The organism is Streptomyces sp. NPDC048566 (assembly GCF_043199735.1).
Classification (GTDB): domain Bacteria; phylum Actinomycetota; class Actinomycetes; order Streptomycetales; family Streptomycetaceae; genus Streptomyces.
The window spans coordinates 1-17,825 of record NZ_JBICWL010000033.1; the positions used below are offsets into that span (position 1 = coordinate 1).

General features: G+C 72.7%; 16 protein-coding genes. 4 read left to right on the forward strand and 12 right to left on the reverse strand.

Annotation, left to right across the window (positions count from 1 at the left end; genetic code table 11):
- Nucleotides 1–104: 104 nt before the first annotated feature.
- From fabF to fasR, 5 genes are all read right to left on the reverse strand, one after another.
- Nucleotides 105–1,376 (reverse strand): beta-ketoacyl-ACP synthase II, encoded by a 1,272-nt coding sequence (gene fabF, locus ACGFS9_RS29860; protein ID WP_393257421.1) that lies wholly within the window; start codon nt 1,374–1,376, stop codon nt 105–107.
- Nucleotides 1,377–1,503: 127 nt separating this feature from the next.
- Complete coding sequence (locus ACGFS9_RS29865) at nt 1,504–1,752, reverse strand: acyl carrier protein (RefSeq protein WP_028800941.1); 249 nt, start codon at nt 1,750–1,752, stop codon at nt 1,504–1,506.
- A gap of 76 nt (nt 1,753–1,828) precedes the next feature.
- Nucleotides 1,829–2,860: a ketoacyl-ACP synthase III gene (locus ACGFS9_RS29870; protein WP_393257423.1), complete on the reverse strand. Its 1,032-nt coding sequence runs from the start codon at nt 2,858–2,860 to the stop codon at nt 1,829–1,831.
- 13 nt (nt 2,861–2,873) lie between these two features.
- Entirely contained in the window at nt 2,874–3,791 is a 918-nt protein-coding gene (locus ACGFS9_RS29875; RefSeq protein ID WP_393257425.1) for an ACP S-malonyltransferase, read from the reverse strand.
- Between the two features lie 89 nt (nt 3,792–3,880).
- Nucleotides 3,881–5,086: a fatty acid biosynthesis transcriptional regulator FasR gene (fasR, locus tag ACGFS9_RS29880; protein ID WP_393257427.1), complete on the reverse strand. Its 1,206-nt coding sequence runs from the start codon at nt 5,084–5,086 to the stop codon at nt 3,881–3,883.
- Nucleotides 5,087–5,180: 94 nt separating this feature from the next.
- Here fasR and ACGFS9_RS29885 point away from each other — a divergent pair, with 94 nt between their 5' ends.
- Nucleotides 5,181–5,837, forward strand: a complete 657-nt coding sequence (locus ACGFS9_RS29885) for a pirin family protein (protein WP_393257513.1) — start codon at nt 5,181–5,183, stop codon at nt 5,835–5,837.
- A 107-nt stretch (nt 5,838–5,944) separates the two neighbouring features.
- Here the strand turns inward: ACGFS9_RS29885 and ACGFS9_RS29890 are convergent, their stop codons facing one another.
- Entirely contained in the window at nt 5,945–6,763 is an 819-nt protein-coding gene (locus ACGFS9_RS29890; protein WP_393257429.1) for a serine hydrolase domain-containing protein, read from the reverse strand.
- 114 nt (nt 6,764–6,877) lie between these two features.
- The gene (locus ACGFS9_RS29895; RefSeq protein WP_393257431.1) at nt 6,878–7,348 is read right to left on the reverse strand and encodes a GNAT family N-acetyltransferase; all 471 of its coding nucleotides are present in this window, start codon (nt 7,346–7,348) and stop codon (nt 6,878–6,880) included.
- A 96-nt stretch (nt 7,349–7,444) separates the two neighbouring features.
- On the opposite strand from ACGFS9_RS29895, the gene ACGFS9_RS29900 reads away from it, so the two are divergent.
- On the forward strand, nt 7,445–7,927 hold the full coding sequence (locus tag ACGFS9_RS29900; protein ID WP_393257433.1) for a MerR family transcriptional regulator: 483 nt from the start codon (nt 7,445–7,447) through the stop codon (nt 7,925–7,927).
- Nucleotides 7,928–7,975: 48 nt separating this feature from the next.
- Here the strand turns inward: ACGFS9_RS29900 and ACGFS9_RS29905 are convergent, their stop codons facing one another.
- From ACGFS9_RS29905 to ACGFS9_RS29915, 3 genes are all read right to left on the reverse strand, one after another.
- Complete coding sequence (locus ACGFS9_RS29905; protein ID WP_393257515.1) at nt 7,976–8,839, reverse strand: DUF4429 domain-containing protein; 864 nt, start codon at nt 8,837–8,839, stop codon at nt 7,976–7,978.
- A 64-nt stretch (nt 8,840–8,903) separates the two neighbouring features.
- On the reverse strand, nt 8,904–10,112 hold the full coding sequence (locus tag ACGFS9_RS29910; protein ID WP_393257435.1) for an alpha/beta hydrolase: 1,209 nt from the start codon (nt 10,110–10,112) through the stop codon (nt 8,904–8,906).
- Between the two features lie 225 nt (nt 10,113–10,337).
- Nucleotides 10,338–11,060 carry a TetR family transcriptional regulator gene (locus ACGFS9_RS29915; protein WP_393257436.1) on the reverse strand — a complete coding sequence of 241 codons (723 nt, stop codon included), beginning with the start codon at nt 11,058–11,060 and terminating at the stop codon, nt 10,338–10,340.
- A 294-nt stretch (nt 11,061–11,354) separates the two neighbouring features.
- Here ACGFS9_RS29915 and ACGFS9_RS29920 point away from each other — a divergent pair, with 294 nt between their 5' ends.
- The gene (locus ACGFS9_RS29920) at nt 11,355–12,977 is read left to right on the forward strand and encodes an MFS transporter (protein WP_393257438.1); all 1,623 of its coding nucleotides are present in this window, start codon (nt 11,355–11,357) and stop codon (nt 12,975–12,977) included.
- A gap of 275 nt (nt 12,978–13,252) precedes the next feature.
- Nucleotides 13,253–13,555: a small hydrophobic protein gene (locus tag ACGFS9_RS29925; RefSeq protein WP_393257440.1), complete on the forward strand. Its 303-nt coding sequence runs from the start codon at nt 13,253–13,255 to the stop codon at nt 13,553–13,555.
- Nucleotides 13,556–13,811: 256 nt separating this feature from the next.
- Here the strand turns inward: ACGFS9_RS29925 and ACGFS9_RS29930 are convergent, their stop codons facing one another.
- Together ACGFS9_RS29930 and aceE are read right to left on the reverse strand one after the other, a co-directional pair.
- Nucleotides 13,812–14,597, reverse strand: coding sequence for a potassium channel family protein (locus ACGFS9_RS29930; RefSeq protein ID WP_393257442.1), 786 nt, complete (start codon nt 14,595–14,597; stop codon nt 13,812–13,814).
- A 93-nt stretch (nt 14,598–14,690) separates the two neighbouring features.
- On the reverse strand, nt 14,691–17,438 hold the full coding sequence (gene aceE / locus ACGFS9_RS29935; RefSeq protein WP_393257444.1) for a pyruvate dehydrogenase (acetyl-transferring), homodimeric type: 2,748 nt from the start codon (nt 17,436–17,438) through the stop codon (nt 14,691–14,693).
- Nucleotides 17,439–17,825: the final 387 nt, after the last annotated feature.

Below are 17,825 nucleotides of genomic sequence, written 5' to 3' on the forward strand. Positions count from 1 at the left end.
CGAACGCGAAGTCCTCACCCGCTTCAAGGCGGGCCGTCTGGAGCGGGGAGAGGCCGTCCGGATGCTCACCGCCCTGATGTCCGCCGGCCCGCCCGGGGCCGGCGTCAGACCGAGCGGAACGCCAGCACCACGTTGTGTCCGCCGAACCCGAACGAGTCGTTCAGGGCGGCGATACGGCCCTCGACGGGCAGCTTGCGGGCCTCGCCGCGGACGATGTCGGCGGCGGCCTCGGCCTCCGGGTCGAGGTTGTCCACGTTGATGGTCGGCGGCGCGACGCGGTGGTACAGCGCGAGGACGGCGGCGACCGACTCCACGCCACCGGCGCCACCGAGCAGGTGACCGGTCATCGACTTGGTCGCCGACACCGCGAAGTGGTCGGCGTCGTCGCCGAACACCTTGCGCAGCGCCTTCAGCTCGGCCACGTCGCCGGCCGGCGTCGAGGTGGCGTGCGCGTTCACGTGCACGATCTCGGCGGGGTCCAGGTCGGTGTTGTCGAGCAGATTCTGCAGGGCGTGCGAGATGCCGCGGCCCTCGGGCTCGGGCTGCACGATGTCGTGCGCGTCGGCCGAGATGCCCTGGCCCACCGCCTCGGCGTACACCCGGGCGCCGCGCGCCGCGGCGTGCTCGGCGGACTCCAGGACGAGGACGCCGGCGCCCTCGCCGAGGACGAAGCCGTCACGGGCGACGTCGTAGGGGCGGGAGGCGCCCTGCGGGTCGTCGTTGTTCTTGGACATCGCCATCATGTTGCCGAACGCGGCGATGGGAAGCGGGTGGATGGCCGCCTCGGTGCCGCCGGCGACGACGACGTCGGCGCGGCCCGTGCGGATCATCTCGATGGCGTAGCCGATGGCCTCGGCGCCGGAGGCGCAGGCGGAGACCGGGGTGTGCACACCGGCGCGGGCGCCGACGGCGAGACCCACGTTGGCGGACGGACCGTTCGGCATCAGCATCGGGACGGTGTGCGGGGAGACCCGGCGGACGCCCTTCTCCTTCAGCACGTCGTACTGGTCGAGCAGCGTGGTCACACCGCCGATGCCGGAGGCGATGACCGCGCCCAGCCGGTCGGGGTCGACGCTCGCGTCCTCGCCCGCCTTGTCGGTGAAACCGGCGTTCGCCCAGGCCTCCTTGGCCGCGATCAGCGCGAACTGCGCCGAGCGGTCCAGGCGGCGGGCCTGCGGACGGGGAATGACCTCGCCCGGCTCCACGGCGATCTGCGCCGCGATACGGACCGCCTGGTCGGCGGCCCAGTCCTGCTCCAGGGGGCGGACACCGGAACGTCCGGCGACCAGGCCCTCCCAGGTAGAGGCTGCGTCGCCACCCAGCGGTGTGGTTGCGCCGATACCGGTGACGACCACGGTGCGATTGGTCGGGCTCACGGGAATTCTTTCTCCAACGGATACGAGGATTCAGCGGCGCCACCGCCGGGTGGCGGGGCATCAGCCCGGGCGGACCGGGGCACGGGGCCCGGGTGAGCCCGGGCGGTCGGCCCAGGTGACCGGAGGATCAGGCCTGGTGCTTGAGGATGTAGTCGGTGGCGTCACCGACGGTCTTGAGGTTCTTGACGTCGTCGTCCGGGATCTTGACGTCGAAGCGCTCTTCGGCGGCGACGACGACCTCGACCATGGACAGCGAGTCGACGTCCAGGTCGTCGGTGAAGGACTTGTCCAGCTGGACGTCCTCGGTGGGGATCCCGGCGATCTCGTTGACGATCTCGGCGAGACCTTCGACGATCTCTTCCTGAGTGGCGGCCATGTCAGGCGCTCCTTCGGTGTGTTTCCAGCAGGGGTGGCGGTGTTCCGTACGGATGGGATGATCCGGTACGGAGTGCCTAGGGGAGGGTAACGACCGTCGCGGCGTATACGAGACCCGCCCCGAAGCCGATGACGAGCGCGGTGTCGCCGCTCTTCGCCGCTCCGGTCGCCAGGAGCCGCTCCATCGCGAGCGGGATCGAGGCGGCCGAGGTGTTGCCGGTGGTGCGCACGTCACGCGCGACCGTGACGTGCTCCGGCAGTTTGAGGGTCTTCACCATCGAGTCGATGATCCGCTCGTTGGCCTGGTGGGGGATGAAGACGTCGAGGTCGGCCGGGCTGATGCCGGCCGCGTCCAGTGCCTGCTGCGCGACCTTCGCCATCTCGAAGACGGCCCAGCGGAAGACCGCCTGGCCCTCCTGGGTGATGGCGGGGAACTTGACCTCGCCCTTGGAGTCGAGCGGCAGCCCGGAGGCGTCGCCGGCCCGGAAGCGGTCCCAGGAGACCGTCTGCTTGATCGTTCCGGCTTTGTCGCCCTCGCTGCCCCACACCGTCGGGCCGATGTGCGGCTCGTCGGAGGGACCCACGACGACCGCGCCCGCGCCGTCGCCGAACAGGAAGGCCGTCGTGCGGTCCTCCAGGTCGGTCAGGTCGGACAGCCGCTCCACGCCGATGACGAGGACGTACTCGGCCGAACCCTCGACGATCATGCCCTTGGCGAGGGTCAGGCCGTAGCCGAAGCCCGCGCAGCCGGCCGAGATGTCGAAGGCGGCGGCCTTGTTCGTGCCGAGCCGGTCGGCGATCTCGGTGGCGATGGCGGGGGTCTGCGCGAAGTGCGAGACGGTGGAGACGACGACGGCGCCGATCCGGTCGGCGTCGATCCCGGCGTCGGCGATGGCCTTGCCGGACGCCTCGATCGACATGGCGGCGACGGTCTCCTCGTCGGAGGCCCAGTGCCGGGTCTCGATCCCGGAGCGCGAGCGGATCCACTCGTCCGACGAGTCGATCGTCTCCAGGATCACCTCGTTGGGCACCACGCGGACCGGGCGGTAGCCGCCGACGCCGACGATGCGCGCGAACGGGGCGCCCTTGGGTGCCTTGATCTTCGACATGCTCTCGGGCTCCTTAGGCCGCGCCGTGCTCGGCGATCAGCGCGCGAGCGGCGTCCAGGTCGTCGGGTGTCTTCAGGGCCAGCGTCGGGACGCCGGGCAGCGCGCGCTTGGCCAGACCGGTCAGCGTGCCGCCCGGGCACACCTCGACCAGCGCGCTCGCGCCGAGGGACCCGAAGGTCTCCATGCACAGGTCCCAGCGCACCGGGTTGGCGACCTGGCCGACGAGCCGCTCGACGACCTCGGCGCCGGTGGCGACGGTCCGGCCGTCCCGGTTCGACACGTAGGGGACGGACGGGTCGGCGGGCGTCAGGCCCGCGGCGGCCTCCGCCAGCGCCGCGACGGCCGGGGCCATGTGCTCGGTGTGGAACGCGCCCGCGACCTTGAGGGCGACGACACGCCGGACACCCTCGGGCTTGTCCGCCTCCAGGGCGGCGAGCTGCTCCAGCGTGCCGGCCGCGACGATCTGGCCCGCGCCGTTCACGTTCGCCGGGGTCAGACCGAGCTTCTCCAGGTGCGGGACGGTCGTCGCGGGGTCGCCGCCGAGCAGCGCCGACATGCCGGTCTTCGTGATCGCGGCGGCGTCGGCCATCGCGAGGCCGCGCCTGCGCACCAGGGTCAGCGCGGCGGTGTCGTCGAGGACTCCGGCGAACGCGGCCGCGGTGATCTCGCCGACGCTGTGGCCCGCGACGGCACCGGGGCGCACGTCACCGAGGGCGGCGGCGGACAGCAGGCCCGCGGCGACCAGTAGCGGCTGGGCGACGGCCGTGTCGCGGATCGCGTCCGCGTCGGCCGCGGTGCCGTAGTGGGCGAGGTCGAGCCCGATGGCGTCCGACCACGCGGCGACGCGGTCGGCGGCACCGGGGAGTTCGAGCCAAGGAGTCAGGAAGCCGGGCGTCTGGGCGCCCTGGCCGGGAGCGACGAGTACGAGCACTCTCACACTCTCTCTTGTGGACGGCCACGGCCGCCCGTGGGGACAGGGACGAAGAACACGAGGGGGAATTGTAGGTCCCCGACAAAAGGCTAGGTCTGGGGATCTCCGTCGGCGAGACGCCCCAGGATCAGTGCGATCCGCAGCGTGAACGCGGATCGTACATCCGAAGGCGACCAGCCGGTGACGTCAGTCACACGTCGGAGCCGGTAGCGCACGGTGTTGGGATGGACGAAGAGCATGCGGGCCGCGCCCTCCAGGCTGCTCGCCTGTTCCAGGTAGACGCTGAGCGTCTCCAGCAGGGCGGAGCCGGCCTCCTCCAGCGGTCTGTAGATCTCCTCCACCAGCTGCTCGCGGGCCGACGGATCGGAGGCGATCGCGCGCTCCGGCAGCAGATCGTCCGCCAGCACCGGGCGCGGCGCGTCCTGCCAGGCGGTGCACGCCTTCAGCCCGGCGGCCGCCGCCTGCGCGGAGCGGGTCGCCGCCAGCAGGTCCGGCACGACCGGCCCGGCGACGACCGGGCCCGCGGCGTACGGGCCGATCAGCGACTTGGCGACGGCGAGCGGGTTGTCGCTGCCGCCCGCGATCACCACCAGCCGGTCGCCGAGCACGCCGGTCAGCACCTGGAGCTTGGCGTGCCGGGCGGCCCGCCGGATCGCCTCCACGGTCAGCTCGCTGTCGCCGTCGGGCGCCGTGCCCAGCACCACGCACACGTGCTCGGGCGAGTTCCAGCCGAGCGCGGCGGCCCGGGACACGGCGCCCTCGTCCGCCTCGCCGGAGAGCACGGCGTTCACCACGAGGGATTCGAGCCGGGCGTCCCACGCACCGCGCGCCTCCGCCGCCTGCGCGTACACCTGGGCGGTCGCGAAGGCGATCTCCCGGGCGTACACCAGGAGCGCCTCGCGCAGCACCGACTCGTCGCCGGGCGCGGCCACCTCGTCGATGGCCGACTCCATGACCTCGATGGTGGTCCGCACCATCTCCACGGTCTGGCGCAGGGTGATCGCCCGGGTCAGCTCGCGCGGGGCGGTGCCGAAGACGTCGGTGGAGATCGCCTGGGGCGCGTCGGGGTGCCGGAACCACTCGGTGAAGGCGGCGATTCCGGCCTGGGCGACCAGCCCGATCCACGACCGGTTCTCCGGCGGCATGGCCCGGTACCAGGGCAGCGTCTCGTCCATCCGCGTGATCGCCTGCGCGGCGAGGCTGCCGGACGACCTCTCCAGCCGCTTCAGGGTCGCGGAGTGCGCGTGGACGTCGTGCGCGGGGCGCTCGGTGTTGCTGGCTTCGGGTTCGGGCACGGGACAAGACTGCCTTATCAGGACGGAGCCGTGCGGCGGCGGGTCGCCCGTAAAGCCGGGCCGTGCCGGACGCCGGGGCTACGGTGGGGGAGTGATGGACGTCCGCCGCGCCGAGGAGCGCTACCGCGGAGGGGACCCGGCGGCCGGGATCTCCTCGCTCCACGCCTTCTCCTTCGGCCCGCACTACGACCCCGGCAACCTCCGCTTCGCAGCGGTGATTGCCTGCAACGAGGAGCGGCTCGAACCGGGCGCCGGGTTCGACGAGCACCCGCACCGGCACACCGAGATCGTCACCTGGGTGGTGGAGGGGGAGCTGACCCACCGGGACTCCGCGGGCCACGAGTCCGTGCTGCGCCACGGCGACGTGCAGCGGCTGAGCGCTGCGGGCGGTGTCCGGCACGTCGAGCGCAACGACGGCGCACTCCCGCTGGTCTTCGTCCAGATGTGGCTGGCCCCGCTGGAGCCGGGCGGCGATCCCGGGTACGAGATCGTGCGCGGCATCGCCGACTCCACCCCCTACGCGCTGCCCGGGGCCGGCGCCATGCTGCACGTGCGCCGGCTGACGTCGGGCGAGCGCGCCGCCGTCCCGGACGCGCCGTTCGTCTACGTCCACGTCGTGCGGGGCGAGGTCCGCCTGGACGGCGAGGAACTGGGCGAGGGCGACGCGGCCCGCCTCACGGACGCGAAGGGCGTCGAACTCGTCGCCGGCGCGCCCGCGGAACTGCTGATGTGGGAGATGGCGGTCGGCTGACCCCGCGTCCGGCGTTCCCCGCGCGCGGCGCCCCGGCGCGCCGGACGGCACCGGGCGGGCCGGCCCCGGGGAGCGGGAGGCCCGGCGCGCCGGTCTGCGGGCCGGGGTCAGGCGAGGTCGGCGAGGACCGCGTCGGTGAAGGGGGGCCACGCCTCGACGGCCCAGGGGCCGAAGGCGCGGTCGGTCAGGGCGACGCAGGCGGCGCCCGCGACCGGGTCGACCCACAGGAACGTGCCGGACTGGCCGAAGTGCCCGAACGTCCGCGCGGAGGACGAACCGCCGGTCCAGTGAGGGGACTTGCCGTCGCGGATCTCGAAGCCGAGGCCCCAGTCGTTGGGGTTCTGGTGGCCGTAGCCGGGCAGCACGCCCTTCGTCCCCGGGTACTGCACGGTCATCGCCTCCGCGACGGTGCGCGGGTCCAGCAGGCGCGGCGCCTGGAGTTCGGCGGCGAAGCGCACCAGGTCCTCGACCGTGGAGACGCCGTCCTTGGCCGGGGACCCCTCCAGGGTGGTCGCGGTCATGCCGAGCGGTTCGAGGACGGCCTGGCGCAGGTACTCCGCGAAGGGCATCTCGGCCGCCTTCGCGATCGTCTCGCCGAGCACCTCGAAACCGGCGTTGGAGTACAGCCGCCGCTCCCCGGGCGCCGAGGTCACCCGGTGCTCGTCGAAGGCCAGGCCCGAGGTGTGCGCGAGCAGGTGCCGGACCGTCGATCCGGGCGGACCGGCTGGTTCGTCCAGCTCGATCGCCCCCTCCTCGTACGCGACCAGCGCGGCGTACGCGGCGAGCGGCTTGGTGACGGAGGCGAGCGCGAACCGGTGCCGCACCGGGCCGTGGCTGCCTGCCACGGTGCCGTCCGCGCGGACGGCCGCGGCGGCGGCGGTGGGGACGGGCCAGTTCGTGATCAGCGCCAGACTCTGCAAAGACATGCGGCCGAGCCTAGTGCCGCGGCGGGCGGCGTCCGCCCGCCGGGGAGCGGCGGCCGGGGCGGCGGAGCCCGGGCGGGAGCGGGGCCGGGGCGGGGCGCGGGCCGCCCCGGGCGCTCACAGGTGCAGCCGCATCGCGGGGTCCGGTTTGCGGACGAAGCCGAGGGAGGCGTAGAGCGGCTCCGCCTCGGCGGACGCGTTGAGGTCGACCTGCGCGACGCCCCGCTCGCGGAACCAGTCGAGGAGGGTCTCCACGCAGGCGCGGGCGTACCCCCGGCGACGGGCGTCCGGGTCGGTGGCGACGCTGAAGACGTGGCCGACGGCTCCGTGCGGGTTGTCCGCCCGCCCGATCCGGTACTCGACCGTCCCGGCGACGAGGGCGGCGAGCGCGCCGGGACGGTCCGGGTGGTCCACCACGAAGGCCGCGAAGGACCCGGCGGGATCGGCGAGCCGCGCGCGTACGGTGGGCAGCGAGGCGGCGTGCCACGCGGTGGACCCGTCCGCGGCGAAGACCGAGTCGATCATCACCTGGCGCAGGCGCAGCACTTCCCGGGCGTCCTCGGCGGTGGCGCGGCGTACCAGGCTCATGACCGGCACGGTATCGGGCGGCGGGCGGTTGCGTCCGCCGCTTTTCGGCGGCCCCCGCTTGCTTCGAGCGCACTCCAGGGTTCTAGCGTGGGGAGCATGACCGTGACGGAGACCACAGCCGAGACCGCGACCGGCGCCGACACCTGCGCCGGCCCGCCCGAGGAGGTCCGGCGCCCGGACGGCCAGGACCAGTACACGATCAGCGAGGTCGCCGGGTACACCGGTCTGAGCGCGCACACCCTGCGCTGGTACGAGCGGATCGGGCTGATGCCGCACATCGACCGCTCGCACACCGGGCAGCGCCGCTACAGCAACCGCGACCTGGACTGGCTCGGCCTGGTCGGCAAGCTCCGGCTCACCGGCATGCCGGTCGCCGACATGGTGCGCTACGCCGAACTGGTGCGCGCCGGCGATCACACGTACCGCGAGCGCTTCGAGCTCCTGGAGGCGACCCGCCGGGACGTCCGGGCCCGCATCGCCGAGCTCCAGGACACCCTCGCGGTGCTCGACCGGAAGATCGGCTTCTACGGGGACGCCGGGCGGGCCCTGGCGTCGGAACCGTCGCCGGCGCGCACCTGACCCGGGCGGCCGGGCCGGCGGGGAGCGGGGCGCGCCCCCGGGGTCCCGCTACAACTGGGCCAGCAACTCCGCCTTCTTGGCGGAGAACTCCTCGTCCGTGACGAGCCCCGCCTCGTGGAGTTCGCCGAGGTGGCGGATGCGGTCGGCGATGTCGGCCGGGTCGCGGCGCGGCGCGGTGGACGCGGGCGGCGGCGCGGGGCTCGCGGAGCGCGCCGCGGCGAGGACGGCCGCCGCGAACGGCAGCGATTCGTGGACCGGACCGTAGCCGAGTCCGAAGACGACGGACGCGGGGTCCTGGTCGGCCTGTGCGGGCTGCGCGGCGCCGGGCTCGCGCCGCAGCAGGCGCAGATGGCCCTCGAACACCTCCGGCGAGCGCCATTCGACGCCGCTCAGCGCGGAGACGGGGAAGGTCTGGTCGCCGGACTTCCACTTCGCCGAGGAGGCTCCGGTCCAGAACCAGCGGAAGGACACGGACCGGCCGTCGAAGGACGCCTTGCCGTCGTAGGCCTTGAAGGCGAGGGGACCCTCGGGCGGGTCGACCAGGTAGCGCTCGGCCGGCGTCCCGTCCGCGGTGAGCTGGGAGCGCAGTTCGTCGGCGTAGTACTCGGCGAGGGTCTCCCGGTCGGCGGGCAGCACCAGGCGGTAGGGGTCGCACCCCTCCTTCAGCTGTCCCGCCGCGGCGTCCATGAGCGGGTCGGCGCCCGGCCTCGGCTCCGCGCGCAGCACCACCGTGCCCCGCTTCCCCGGCGTCAGGGTCACCCCCGCCACCGCGTCCAGCGGGATGCGGCGTTCGCCGAGTGCCTGGAACAGTTTCGGCGTGCGGATCCCCCGCTCGAAGCGGATGAGCACGGAGTCGGAATCGAACTCCCAGGCGGCATGCATTCCGGCCAGTACGTCACCCATGCGGGCCATCGTATGCGGCACCCCGCCCTCCGTCCCTCTGCGGCCGTACCGCGGCCCGTCCGGTCCCCGCGCGTCAGGCCGGCGTCCCGGCGGGCAGTCCCGCCCGGCAGCCGCCGTCCCGGTGCGCGCACCGGACCGCGCGGTACGCGCCGATGCCGATCTCCGCGAAGTTGCGGAGGCTTTCCGTTCCCGGCTGGAAGTAGCCGCCGTGTCCCTTCGCCCCGTCGGCGGACAGGACGCGTGCCCCGAAGCCCTTCGACACCGGGTCCGCGCCGTGCCCGAGGCCGCCGACCTCCAGGTAGGGCACGTCCTGGATCCAGTCGTCCGCGTCGCGCATCGCCCAGACCCGGGCCGAGGTGTGCAGGTGCGCGGCCTTCGCCGTCCGCATGCCCGGGCTGCCCGCGACCGCTATGTCCGACACCCGGGAGGGCAGGGCGTGGGCGGCCACCCCGCACAGCACCGAGCCGTAGCTGTGGCAGTAGAGGGCCACCGGGGCGCCGCCGGGCAGTGCCCGCAGCAGGGCGTTGAGCCGGACCGCGCCGTCCTGGGCGCGCCGGGCGGTGGCCGATTCGATGCCGAGTCCGCTGGGCGCGGTGTAGTCGGCCCAGGCGATCACGGCCGTCCGCGCGTCCGGTCCCGCCGACCGCTCCGCCGCGTACAGCGAGCGCGCCATGCCGACGGGCGCGGAGTAGGGCTTGTTGGTGCGCTGGAAGGTGAGCAGGTCGGTGTCGACGCCGGGCACCACGACCGAGACGCGCCGTGCGGTGTCGAGGTTGCCGAACACCTGTGCCACCCGGCCCGATCCGTTCGGGTCGAAGGCGAGGACCTTGCGGCCGTCCCCGAGGAGCGCGTCGTAGCGGTGCATCCGGCGGCCGGCGTCCTGCTGGCCCGCGGAGGAGAGGCGTTTGTCGTGCATCCGCTGCCGCTCGACGGTGCGTTCGTGGCGCAGGGCGAGGCGGTTGGCCTGGTACCGCAGGGTCACCGGGGCGCCGTTCATGTTGCCGACGGCGAGCGGGTAGCGGTGCGCGAGCCGGGAGCGCTGGTGGGCGTCGAGCCCGTCGAAGAACGCGGCCAGCCGCGCGGGCGCGGCGTCGGGCTCCGGCAGCGGCCGCCCGGCGAGGGTGCCGTGCTCCCACGCGGAGCGGGACGCCTGGAGCGGGGAGGGGCCCCGGTGGCTGTGGAGCGCGGTCCAGCCACTGGTGGCCAGCATCACGAACACCACGGCCAGCGCGAGCAGTGCGCGCCAGACGTTGAGTTGGGGGGTGGTGTCGAAGGAAGTCACTGGGAGGACACCCTAGGAGAAGCCGGGCGCCTCCCGTTAAACGAGTGATCGGGATCACGTTTCTGGTGGGGTAATTGGGGCAAAGCGGGTTCAGTTTGAGTTAAATAGTCACACTCTGTAGGTGAATTCCGGGGACGGGTGTGCGAGTTGTGACGCTCTGTGCGGGGGTTCGGGGGTCGTCCGCGCGGGCCGTCCCGCGGGGCCGGCCCGGCCCGGGCCGCACCGTCAGTCCGCCCGGGTGTCCCACTTCCGCGCCAACGCGGGTCCCAGGTGGTCGAGATAGCCGGCGGTCAGCTCGCGGATCGCCGCGACGCTGGTGTCCCCGCCCGCGCCCCAGCGGCGCCCCGCCACCCGCATCACCCCGCCGAACACCGCGACCGCGACGCGCGGCCGGGGGTCGGCGTCCACGTCGAGCCCCTCGCGTTCGGCGATCAGGCGGGCGATCTCCTCCTCGATCTCCTCCGAGCGGCGCAGGTGCGCCGCCAGCAGCGCCGGTGTCGACTCGATCAACTGGTAGGTGCGCATGTGCAGTTCGATCGGAACGACGGCCTCGATCGCCTCGCCGATGGTGTCCCAGCTCTCCAGGACGGCCCGCCGCAGCGCTTCCAGCGGGGCCTCGTGCGGGGGCCGTTGGCGCACCGCGTCGATGAAGTGGGACTCGGAGAGCCGGGGCAGGAAGAGGGCCGCGTCCTCCTTGCCGGCGAAGTAGCGGAAGAAGGTCCGCTGCGAGACGTCGACGGCCTCGGCGATCTCGTCCACGGTCGTCCGCTCGTACCCCTGCGTGGTGAAGAGTTCCAGGGCGGCCCGCAGCAGGGCGTCGCGGGTGCGCTGCTTCTTGCGCTCGCGCAGCCCGGGGCGGCGGTCCGGTGGCGCCGCGGCGGGAGCGGTCCCCGCCGGCTCCGCCGTGCCGGGGCTCGCCCCGCCGGTTCCGCCGGCCGTGTCGCTCATGCTCGCAAACCCTCTCTCGTCCACCCCTCCCCGCCGTGTCGGCCCTGCTCAGCCTAAGGGCTGTCCCGTCGTCCCCGGCGGGCGCGCGGCGACGGCCACGGCACCTCGCCGCGTTGCCGGACCGCCCGCACACGCCCGGTGTGAGGAGGCCTCCGCCGTGCGATGCACCGCGTCCGACGCCGTGCGCTGATGCACCGGGGATCGCGGGACGACTCCTGGCTGTGAGCGAGGTGACAGTTACCGACTTGTGAAAGGGTTTGTCAACTGTCAGCGACTGTCACTAGATTCGAAAACATGACTAGTCAGACCACCATCGACAAGCCGGAGCCCGGTGACGGCGCTCCGGTCTCCCCGTCGGACGGGCCCGCGTCCACGGGCCTGCGCGGCCATCCGTGGTTCACCCTCATCACCGTGGCCGTCGGGGTCATGATGGTGGCCCTGGACGGCACCATCGTCGCCATCGCCAACCCCGCCATCAAGGACGACCTCGGCGCGACCTTCGCCGACGTCCAGTGGATCACCAACGGCTACTTCCTCGCCCTCGCGGTCACCCTGATCACCGCGGGCAAGCTGGGCGACCGGTTCGGGCACCGGCAGACCTTCCTCATCGGCGTCACCGGCTTCGCCGCGGCCTCCGGCGCGATCGGGTTCTCCGGCAGCATCGCCCTGGTCGTCACCTTCCGCGTGTTCCAGGGCCTGTTCGGCGCGCTGCTCATGCCGGCCGCGCTCGGCCTGCTGCGCGCCACCTTCCCGGCCGAGAAGCTGAACATGGCGATCGGCATCTGGGGCATGGTCATCGGTGCCTCCACCGCCGGCGGCCCGATCCTCGGCGGCCTGCTCGTCCAGCACGTCAGCTGGCAGTCGGTGTTCTTCATCAACGTGCCGGTCGGCGCACTGGCCCTGGTCCTCGGCGCGCTGATCCTCACCGACCACCGTGCGGCGAACGCCCCGCGCTCCTTCGACCTCCTCGGCATCGCCCTGCTCTCCGGTGCCATGTTCTGCCTGGTCTGGGCCCTCATCAAGGCCCCGACCTGGGGCTGGGGCGACGGCCTGACCTGGACGTTCATCGCCGCGTCCGTCGTCGGCTTCGTGCTCTTCGCCCTCTGGGAGCAGCGTGTCCGGGAGCCGCTCATCCCGCTCGCCCTGTTCCGCTCCGTGCCGCTGTCGGCCGGTGTCGTGCTGATGGTGCTGATGGCCATCGCCTTCCTCGGCGGCCTGTTCTTCGTCACCTTCTACCTCCAGAACGTGCACGGCATGAGCCCAGTCGACGCCGGCCTGCACCTGCTGCCGCTGACCGGGATGATGATCGTGGGATCGCCGCTGGCCGGCGCCCTCATCACCAAGGTGGGCCCGCGCATCCCGCTGGCCGGCGGCATGACGCTCACCGCGGTGTCCATGTTCGGGATGTCCACGCTGGACACCGGCACCAGCAGCCTGGTCATGTCGGTCTGGTTCGCGGGTCTCGGCCTCGGCCTCGCGCCGGTCATGGTCGGCGCCACCGAGGTCATCGTCGGCAACGCGCCCATGGAGCTGTCCGGTGTCGCCGGCGGCCTCCAGCAGGCCGCCATGCAGATCGGCGGCACCCTCGGCACCGCCGTGCTGGGCGCCGTGATGGCCTCCAAGGTGGACAACGACCTCGCGGGCAACTGGGCCGCGGCCAAGCTGCCGCCGCTCACCCCGGACCAGCTCGCCCAGGCGTCCGAGGCGGTCCGGGGCGGTGGCGCGCCGGTGCCCGAGGGCACCCCGGCGGGGATCGCCGCGAGGATCACGGGCGTGGCCCACGACACCTTCATCTCCGGCATGAGCCTCGCCTGCCTCGTCGCCGCGGGGGTGGCCCTGGTGGCCGTGTTCGTCGCGACGCTCACCAAGCGCGGTGTGAACGCCGACGCGGCGGGGGCGGGCGCCGGGCACATCTGACGGGCCGCGAGGCGCCGGACGCCCCCGCCTCCGGCGTCCCGTGGCGCGCCGCCCCGGCCGGGATTCGCCTATCCGGGTGATCACCCCCGGGTTCCCTCCCGGCCGGCGCACGCCGCAGGTCACATTGGGTCATGCCCTCCGTACGGCCTGGAGGGGGACCGGGTCTGCGGCGCGCTGCCGGAGGGGGGCGGCGCGCGCAGGTCTGTCCGCGGGGAACGGGGGTACCCGGACCATCGACCCGAACCGACCGAGAGGTCACGGGAGTTCAGGAGTTGATGATGGCGGGATTCGGTAACGGTACGCGCAGGTACCCCCGTTCACGTGGCCGGATGGGACCACGGACCGGGCCGGACAGCGCGACCCTGGGCATCATCGGAGTCGTGTGCGCGGTGGCCGGCTTCTTCACGCTGGGCATCGTCCTCGGGCCCGTCGCGATGGTCTGCGGCTGGTTCTCGATGGGGCGCCGCTGGACGGGCTCGGGACCGGTCCCGGCCCTGATCGCCCTCGTGCTGGGCGCGATCGACACACTCCTGGCGATCATCTGGCTGGCGGGCGGCGTGGGCAACGGCCTGCTCTGACACCACCCGACCGGCCGTCACTCCATGGGGGCCCGCGCACCGCCGAGAGCGGCGCGCGGGCCCCCAGGCCGTGCCGGGGGCCGGCCGGCCGCGCTCCGACTGTCCCGGCCCGCTTCCTGCGAGCCGCGCTCCGGCCGTCCCGGCCCGCTTCCTGCGGGCCGCGCTCCGACCTCCCGGCCCGCTTCCTGCGGGCCCCGCTCCGGCGCCTGCCGCCCTCGCCGCCGGAGCCCCGCGCGGCGCAGCGGAGCCGGCGCCCTCAGGGGGTGGAGCCGGAGGGTTCCTCGGTGCCCGACGGCAGCGGGCGGGGGAGGAGCCCCGGGGTGCCGCCGAGGGCGGTGACCTCGGCGCGCAGCGCCCGCACCTCCTCGGTGAGGGCCTCGATCGCCGCCGTCTGGCGGCGCTCCTCCACGTCGTCCTTCTCGAACCGGGAGATGAACCAGGCGGCGATGTTCGCGGTGACCACACCGAGCAGGGCGATCCCGGACAGCATCAGGCCGACCGCGAGCACCCGGCCCATCCCGGTGGTCGGAGCGTGGTCCCCGTACCCCACGGTCGTCATCGTCGTGAACGACCACCACACCGCGTCACCCAGCGTCCGGATGTTCCCGTTCGGCGAGTCCCGCTCCACCGACAGCACGGCGAGCGAGCCGAACATGAGCAGCCCGACGACCGTGCCGCCGACGTAGGTGGTCAGCCGGATCTGGGAGGCCATCCGCGCCCGCCGGCCCACGAGCATCAGCGTGGAGACCAGCCGCAGCAGCCGCAACGGCTGGAGCATCGGCAGGACCACCGCGCACAGGTCCGGCCAGTGGGTGCGCACGAAGTCCCGTCGCCGCGGGGCCAGGGCCAGCCGTATGAGGTAGTCGGTGGCGAAGGCGCCCCACACCACCCACTCCGTCACCGTGCAGGTCAGGTTCACCGCGTGGCCCGCGTCGTCGTCCACGATCGGCACGGCGTACGCCAGGGCGAAGGCCACCGCGAGGACGAGCAGGGGGCGCTGGGTGCGCAGCTCCCAACGGGCCTGAGCCGATACATGCGTCATGAGCGCATCGTAGGAACAAACGCGGCGGGGGCGGCGGGCCCACGGCCCGCCGCCCCCGCCGCGTCCTCGCGCGGGACGCCTACCCGGAGAGGGTCACGCGTCGCCGCCGGCCGCGCCCGGGTCGGCCGCCGTGACGTCGAGGAGCTGGTAGCGGTCGACGGCCTGCTTCAGCACCGACCGGTCCACCTTCCCCTCGCGTGCCAGCTCGGTGAGCACCGCGACCACGATCGACTGCGCGTCGATGTGGAAGAAGCGCCGGGCCGCTCCCCGGGTGTCCGCGAAGCCGAAACCGTCGGCACCGAGGGACTGGTAGGTGCCCGGCACCCAGCGCGCGATCTGGTCCGGAACCGACCGCATCCAGTCGGAGACGGCCACGAACGGCCCCTGGGCCTCGGAGAGCTTGCGCGTCACGTACGGCACGCGCTGCTCCTCCTCGGGGTGCAGCAGGTTGTGCCGCTCCACCTCGACGGCCTCGCGCCGCAGCTCGTTCCAGGACGTCGCCGACCAGACGTCGGCGCGCACGTTCCAGTCCTCCGCGAGCATCCGCTGCGCCTCCACCGCCCACGGGACGGCGACGCCCGAGGCGAGGATCTGCGCCGGGATGGTGCCCGAGGCGCCCTCGGCGTAGCGGTGGATGCCCTTGAGGATGCCCTCGGTGTCCACGTTCTCCGGCTCGGCCGGGTGCTGGATCGGCTCGTTGTACACGGTGAGGTAGTAGAAGACGTCCTCGCCGTGCGGGTGCTCCTCGCTGGAGCCGTACATGCGGCGCAGGCCGTCCTGCACGATGTGCGCGATCTCGAAGCCGAACGCCGGGTCGTAGGCCACGCAGCCCGGATTCGTCGAGGCGAGCAGCTGCGAGTGGCCGTCGGCGTGCTGGAGCCCCTCACCGGTCAGGGTCGTGCGTCCCGCGGTCGCACCCAGGACGAAGCCGCGCGCCAACTGGTCGGCCATCTGCCAGAACTGGTCGCCGGTGCGCTGGAAGCCGAACATCGAGTAGAAGACGTAGACCGGGATGAGCGGCTCGCCGTGGGTGGCGTACGCCGAGCCCGCCGCGATCAGCGAGGCCGTGCAGCCGGCCTCCGAGATGCCGTCGTGCAGCATCTGGCCGGTCGGCGACTCCTTGTAGGCGAGCAGCAGCTCGCGGTCCACCGACTCGTACTGCTGGCCGAGCGGGTTGTAGATCTTCGCGCTCGGGAAGAACGAGTCCATGCCGAAGGTGCGGTACTCGTCGGGGGCGATCAGCACGAAGCGCTTGCCGATCTCCTTGTCCCGCATGAGGTCCTTGAGCAGCCGCACGAAGGCCATGGTCGTCGCGATGGACTGCTGACCCGAGCCCTTCTTCACACTCGCGTACGCCTTGTCCTCCGGCAGGGCCAGCGGCTTCGACCGCACGACACGCGTCGGGACGTACCCGCCGAGCGACTTGCGGCGGTCGTGCATGTACTGGATCTCCTCCGAGTCCCGGCCCGGGTGGTAGTACGGCGGCGCGCCGTCCTCCAGTTCCCGGTCGGCGATCGGCAGGTGCAGCCGGTCCCGGAAGCCCTTGAGGTCGTCGACCGTCAGCTTCTTCATCTGGTGCGTGGCGTTGCGGCCCTCGAAGTTCGGGCCGAGCGTCCAGCCCTTGACCGTCTGCGCGAGGATCACCGTGGGCTGGCCCTTGTGCATCTTGGCCGCCGAGAACGCCGCGTAGATCTTCTTGTGGTCGTGCCCGCCGCGCCCCAGGTGCAGGATCTGGTCGTCGGTCATGTTCTCGACCATCGCGCGCAGCCGGTGGTCGTCGCCGAAGAAGTGCTCGCGGATGTACGAACCGGTCTCCGTGGCGTACGTCTGGAACTGCCCGTCCGGCGTGGTGTTCAGCCGGTTCACCAGCACGCCGTCGCGGTCCTGGGCGAGCAGCGGGTCCCAGGTGCGGTCCCAGACCAGCTTGATCACGTTCCAGCCGGCGCCGCGGAACTGCGACTCCAGCTCCTGGATGATCTTGCCGTTGCCCCGCACCGGGCCGTCCAGGCGCTGGAGGTTGCAGTTGACCACGAAGGTCAGGTTGTCCAGGCCCTCGCGGGCCGCGATCGACAGCTGGCCGAGCGACTCCGGCTCGTCCATCTCGCCGTCGCCCAGGAAGGCCCAGACGTGCGACTTCGAGGTGTCGGCGACCCCGCGGGCCTCCATGTAGCGGTTCATCCGCGCCTGGAAGATCGCGCCGAGCGGGCCGAGGCCCATCGAGACGGTGGGGAACTCCCAGAAGTCCGGCATCAGCCGCGGGTGCGGGTACGAGGACAGCCCGTGGGGCGCCTTGGACTTCTCCTGGCGGAACGCGTCGAGCTGCTGCTCGGAGAGCCGGTCCAGGAGGAACGCGCGGGCGTAGATGCCCGGCGAGGCGTGCCCCTGGAAGAAGATCTGGTCGCCGCCGTCGCCCTCGTCCTTGCCCCGGAAGAAGTGGTTGAAGCCGACGTCGTAGAGCGAGGCGGAGGAGGCGAACGTCGCGATGTGGCCGCCCACGCCGATGCCCGGGCGCTGCGCCCGGGAGACCATCACGGCCGCGTTCCAGCGGGTCGCGTTGAGGATCCTGCGCTCGATCTCCTCGTTGCCGGGGAAGAACGGCTCGTTCTTGGTGGCGATGGTGTTGACGTAGTCCGTGCTGCGCATCTCGGGCACGGCCACGCGCTTCTCGCGCGCCCGCTCGATCAGCCGCAGCATGAGGTAGCGGGCGCGCTCACGGCCGCGCTGGTCGACGGCGGCGTCGAGGGAGTCGAGCCACTCCTGAGTCTCCTCAGGGTCGAAGTCCGGGACCTGGCTGGGAAGGCCGCCAATGATGACCGGGTTGCGATCGGATCCGGAAGCCACGCTGTTCCTTCGCTGTCAGAGGGCTGTCTGCGGTGGGTTTTCCCCGTGTTCGCACCGTTCCCCATCGTGTACCTCGGGAACCCGTACGTCATCTCTACCAAGGGGTAACCGAGACGTTCGTGCGGAGCACCGGGACGGGCCCGACCAAAACGCAACGATACGCTCAGTACGTGACGCGTCCCGCAAAGCCGTTCGGTTCACGGAGGCGGCGATGGTTCCGAAGCCCTTAAATGGGGCAGAAGGGTGTGGTGCGCGTCACGTGGCCGGATCATGGCCCTGCGGGAGTTGCGTCGGCACTGCCGGGATCGTCACCGTTTCGGCGGTCTCGACGGCCGGGTACTTGCGCGATCCGCTCCGCCCGTGTGGACTACGGCCAATGCTGCGCGC

Bases quoted from the DNA above. Each gene is read 5' to 3' on its own strand.
- ACGFS9_RS29885 (WP_393257513.1), top strand. From the start codon at position 5,181: ATGGACGTCCGCCGCGCCGAGGAGCGCTACCGCGGAGGGGACCCGGCG.
- ACGFS9_RS29900 (WP_393257433.1), top strand. From the start codon at position 7,445: ATGACCGTGACGGAGACCACAGCCGAGACCGCGACCGGCGCCGACACC.
- ACGFS9_RS29890 (WP_393257429.1), bottom strand. From the start codon at position 6,763: ATGTCTTTGCAGAGTCTGGCGCTGATCACGAACTGGCCCGTCCCCACC.
- ACGFS9_RS29915 (WP_393257436.1), bottom strand. From the start codon at position 11,060: ATGAGCGACACGGCCGGCGGAACCGGCGGGGCGAGCCCCGGCACGGCG.
- ACGFS9_RS29865 (WP_028800941.1), bottom strand. From the start codon at position 1,752: ATGGCCGCCACTCAGGAAGAGATCGTCGAAGGTCTCGCCGAGATCGTC.
- ACGFS9_RS29895 (WP_393257431.1), bottom strand. From the start codon at position 7,348: ATGAGCCTGGTACGCCGCGCCACCGCCGAGGACGCCCGGGAAGTGCTG.
- ACGFS9_RS29870 (WP_393257423.1), bottom strand. From the start codon at position 2,860: ATGTCGAAGATCAAGGCACCCAAGGGCGCCCCGTTCGCGCGCATCGTC.
- ACGFS9_RS29930 (WP_393257442.1), bottom strand. From the start codon at position 14,597: ATGACGCATGTATCGGCTCAGGCCCGTTGGGAGCTGCGCACCCAGCGC.
- ACGFS9_RS29905 (WP_393257515.1), bottom strand. From the start codon at position 8,839: ATGGCCCGCATGGGTGACGTACTGGCCGGAATGCATGCCGCCTGGGAG.
- ACGFS9_RS29925 (WP_393257440.1), top strand. From the start codon at position 13,253: ATGATGGCGGGATTCGGTAACGGTACGCGCAGGTACCCCCGTTCACGT.
- ACGFS9_RS29920 (WP_393257438.1), top strand. From the start codon at position 11,355: ATGACTAGTCAGACCACCATCGACAAGCCGGAGCCCGGTGACGGCGCT.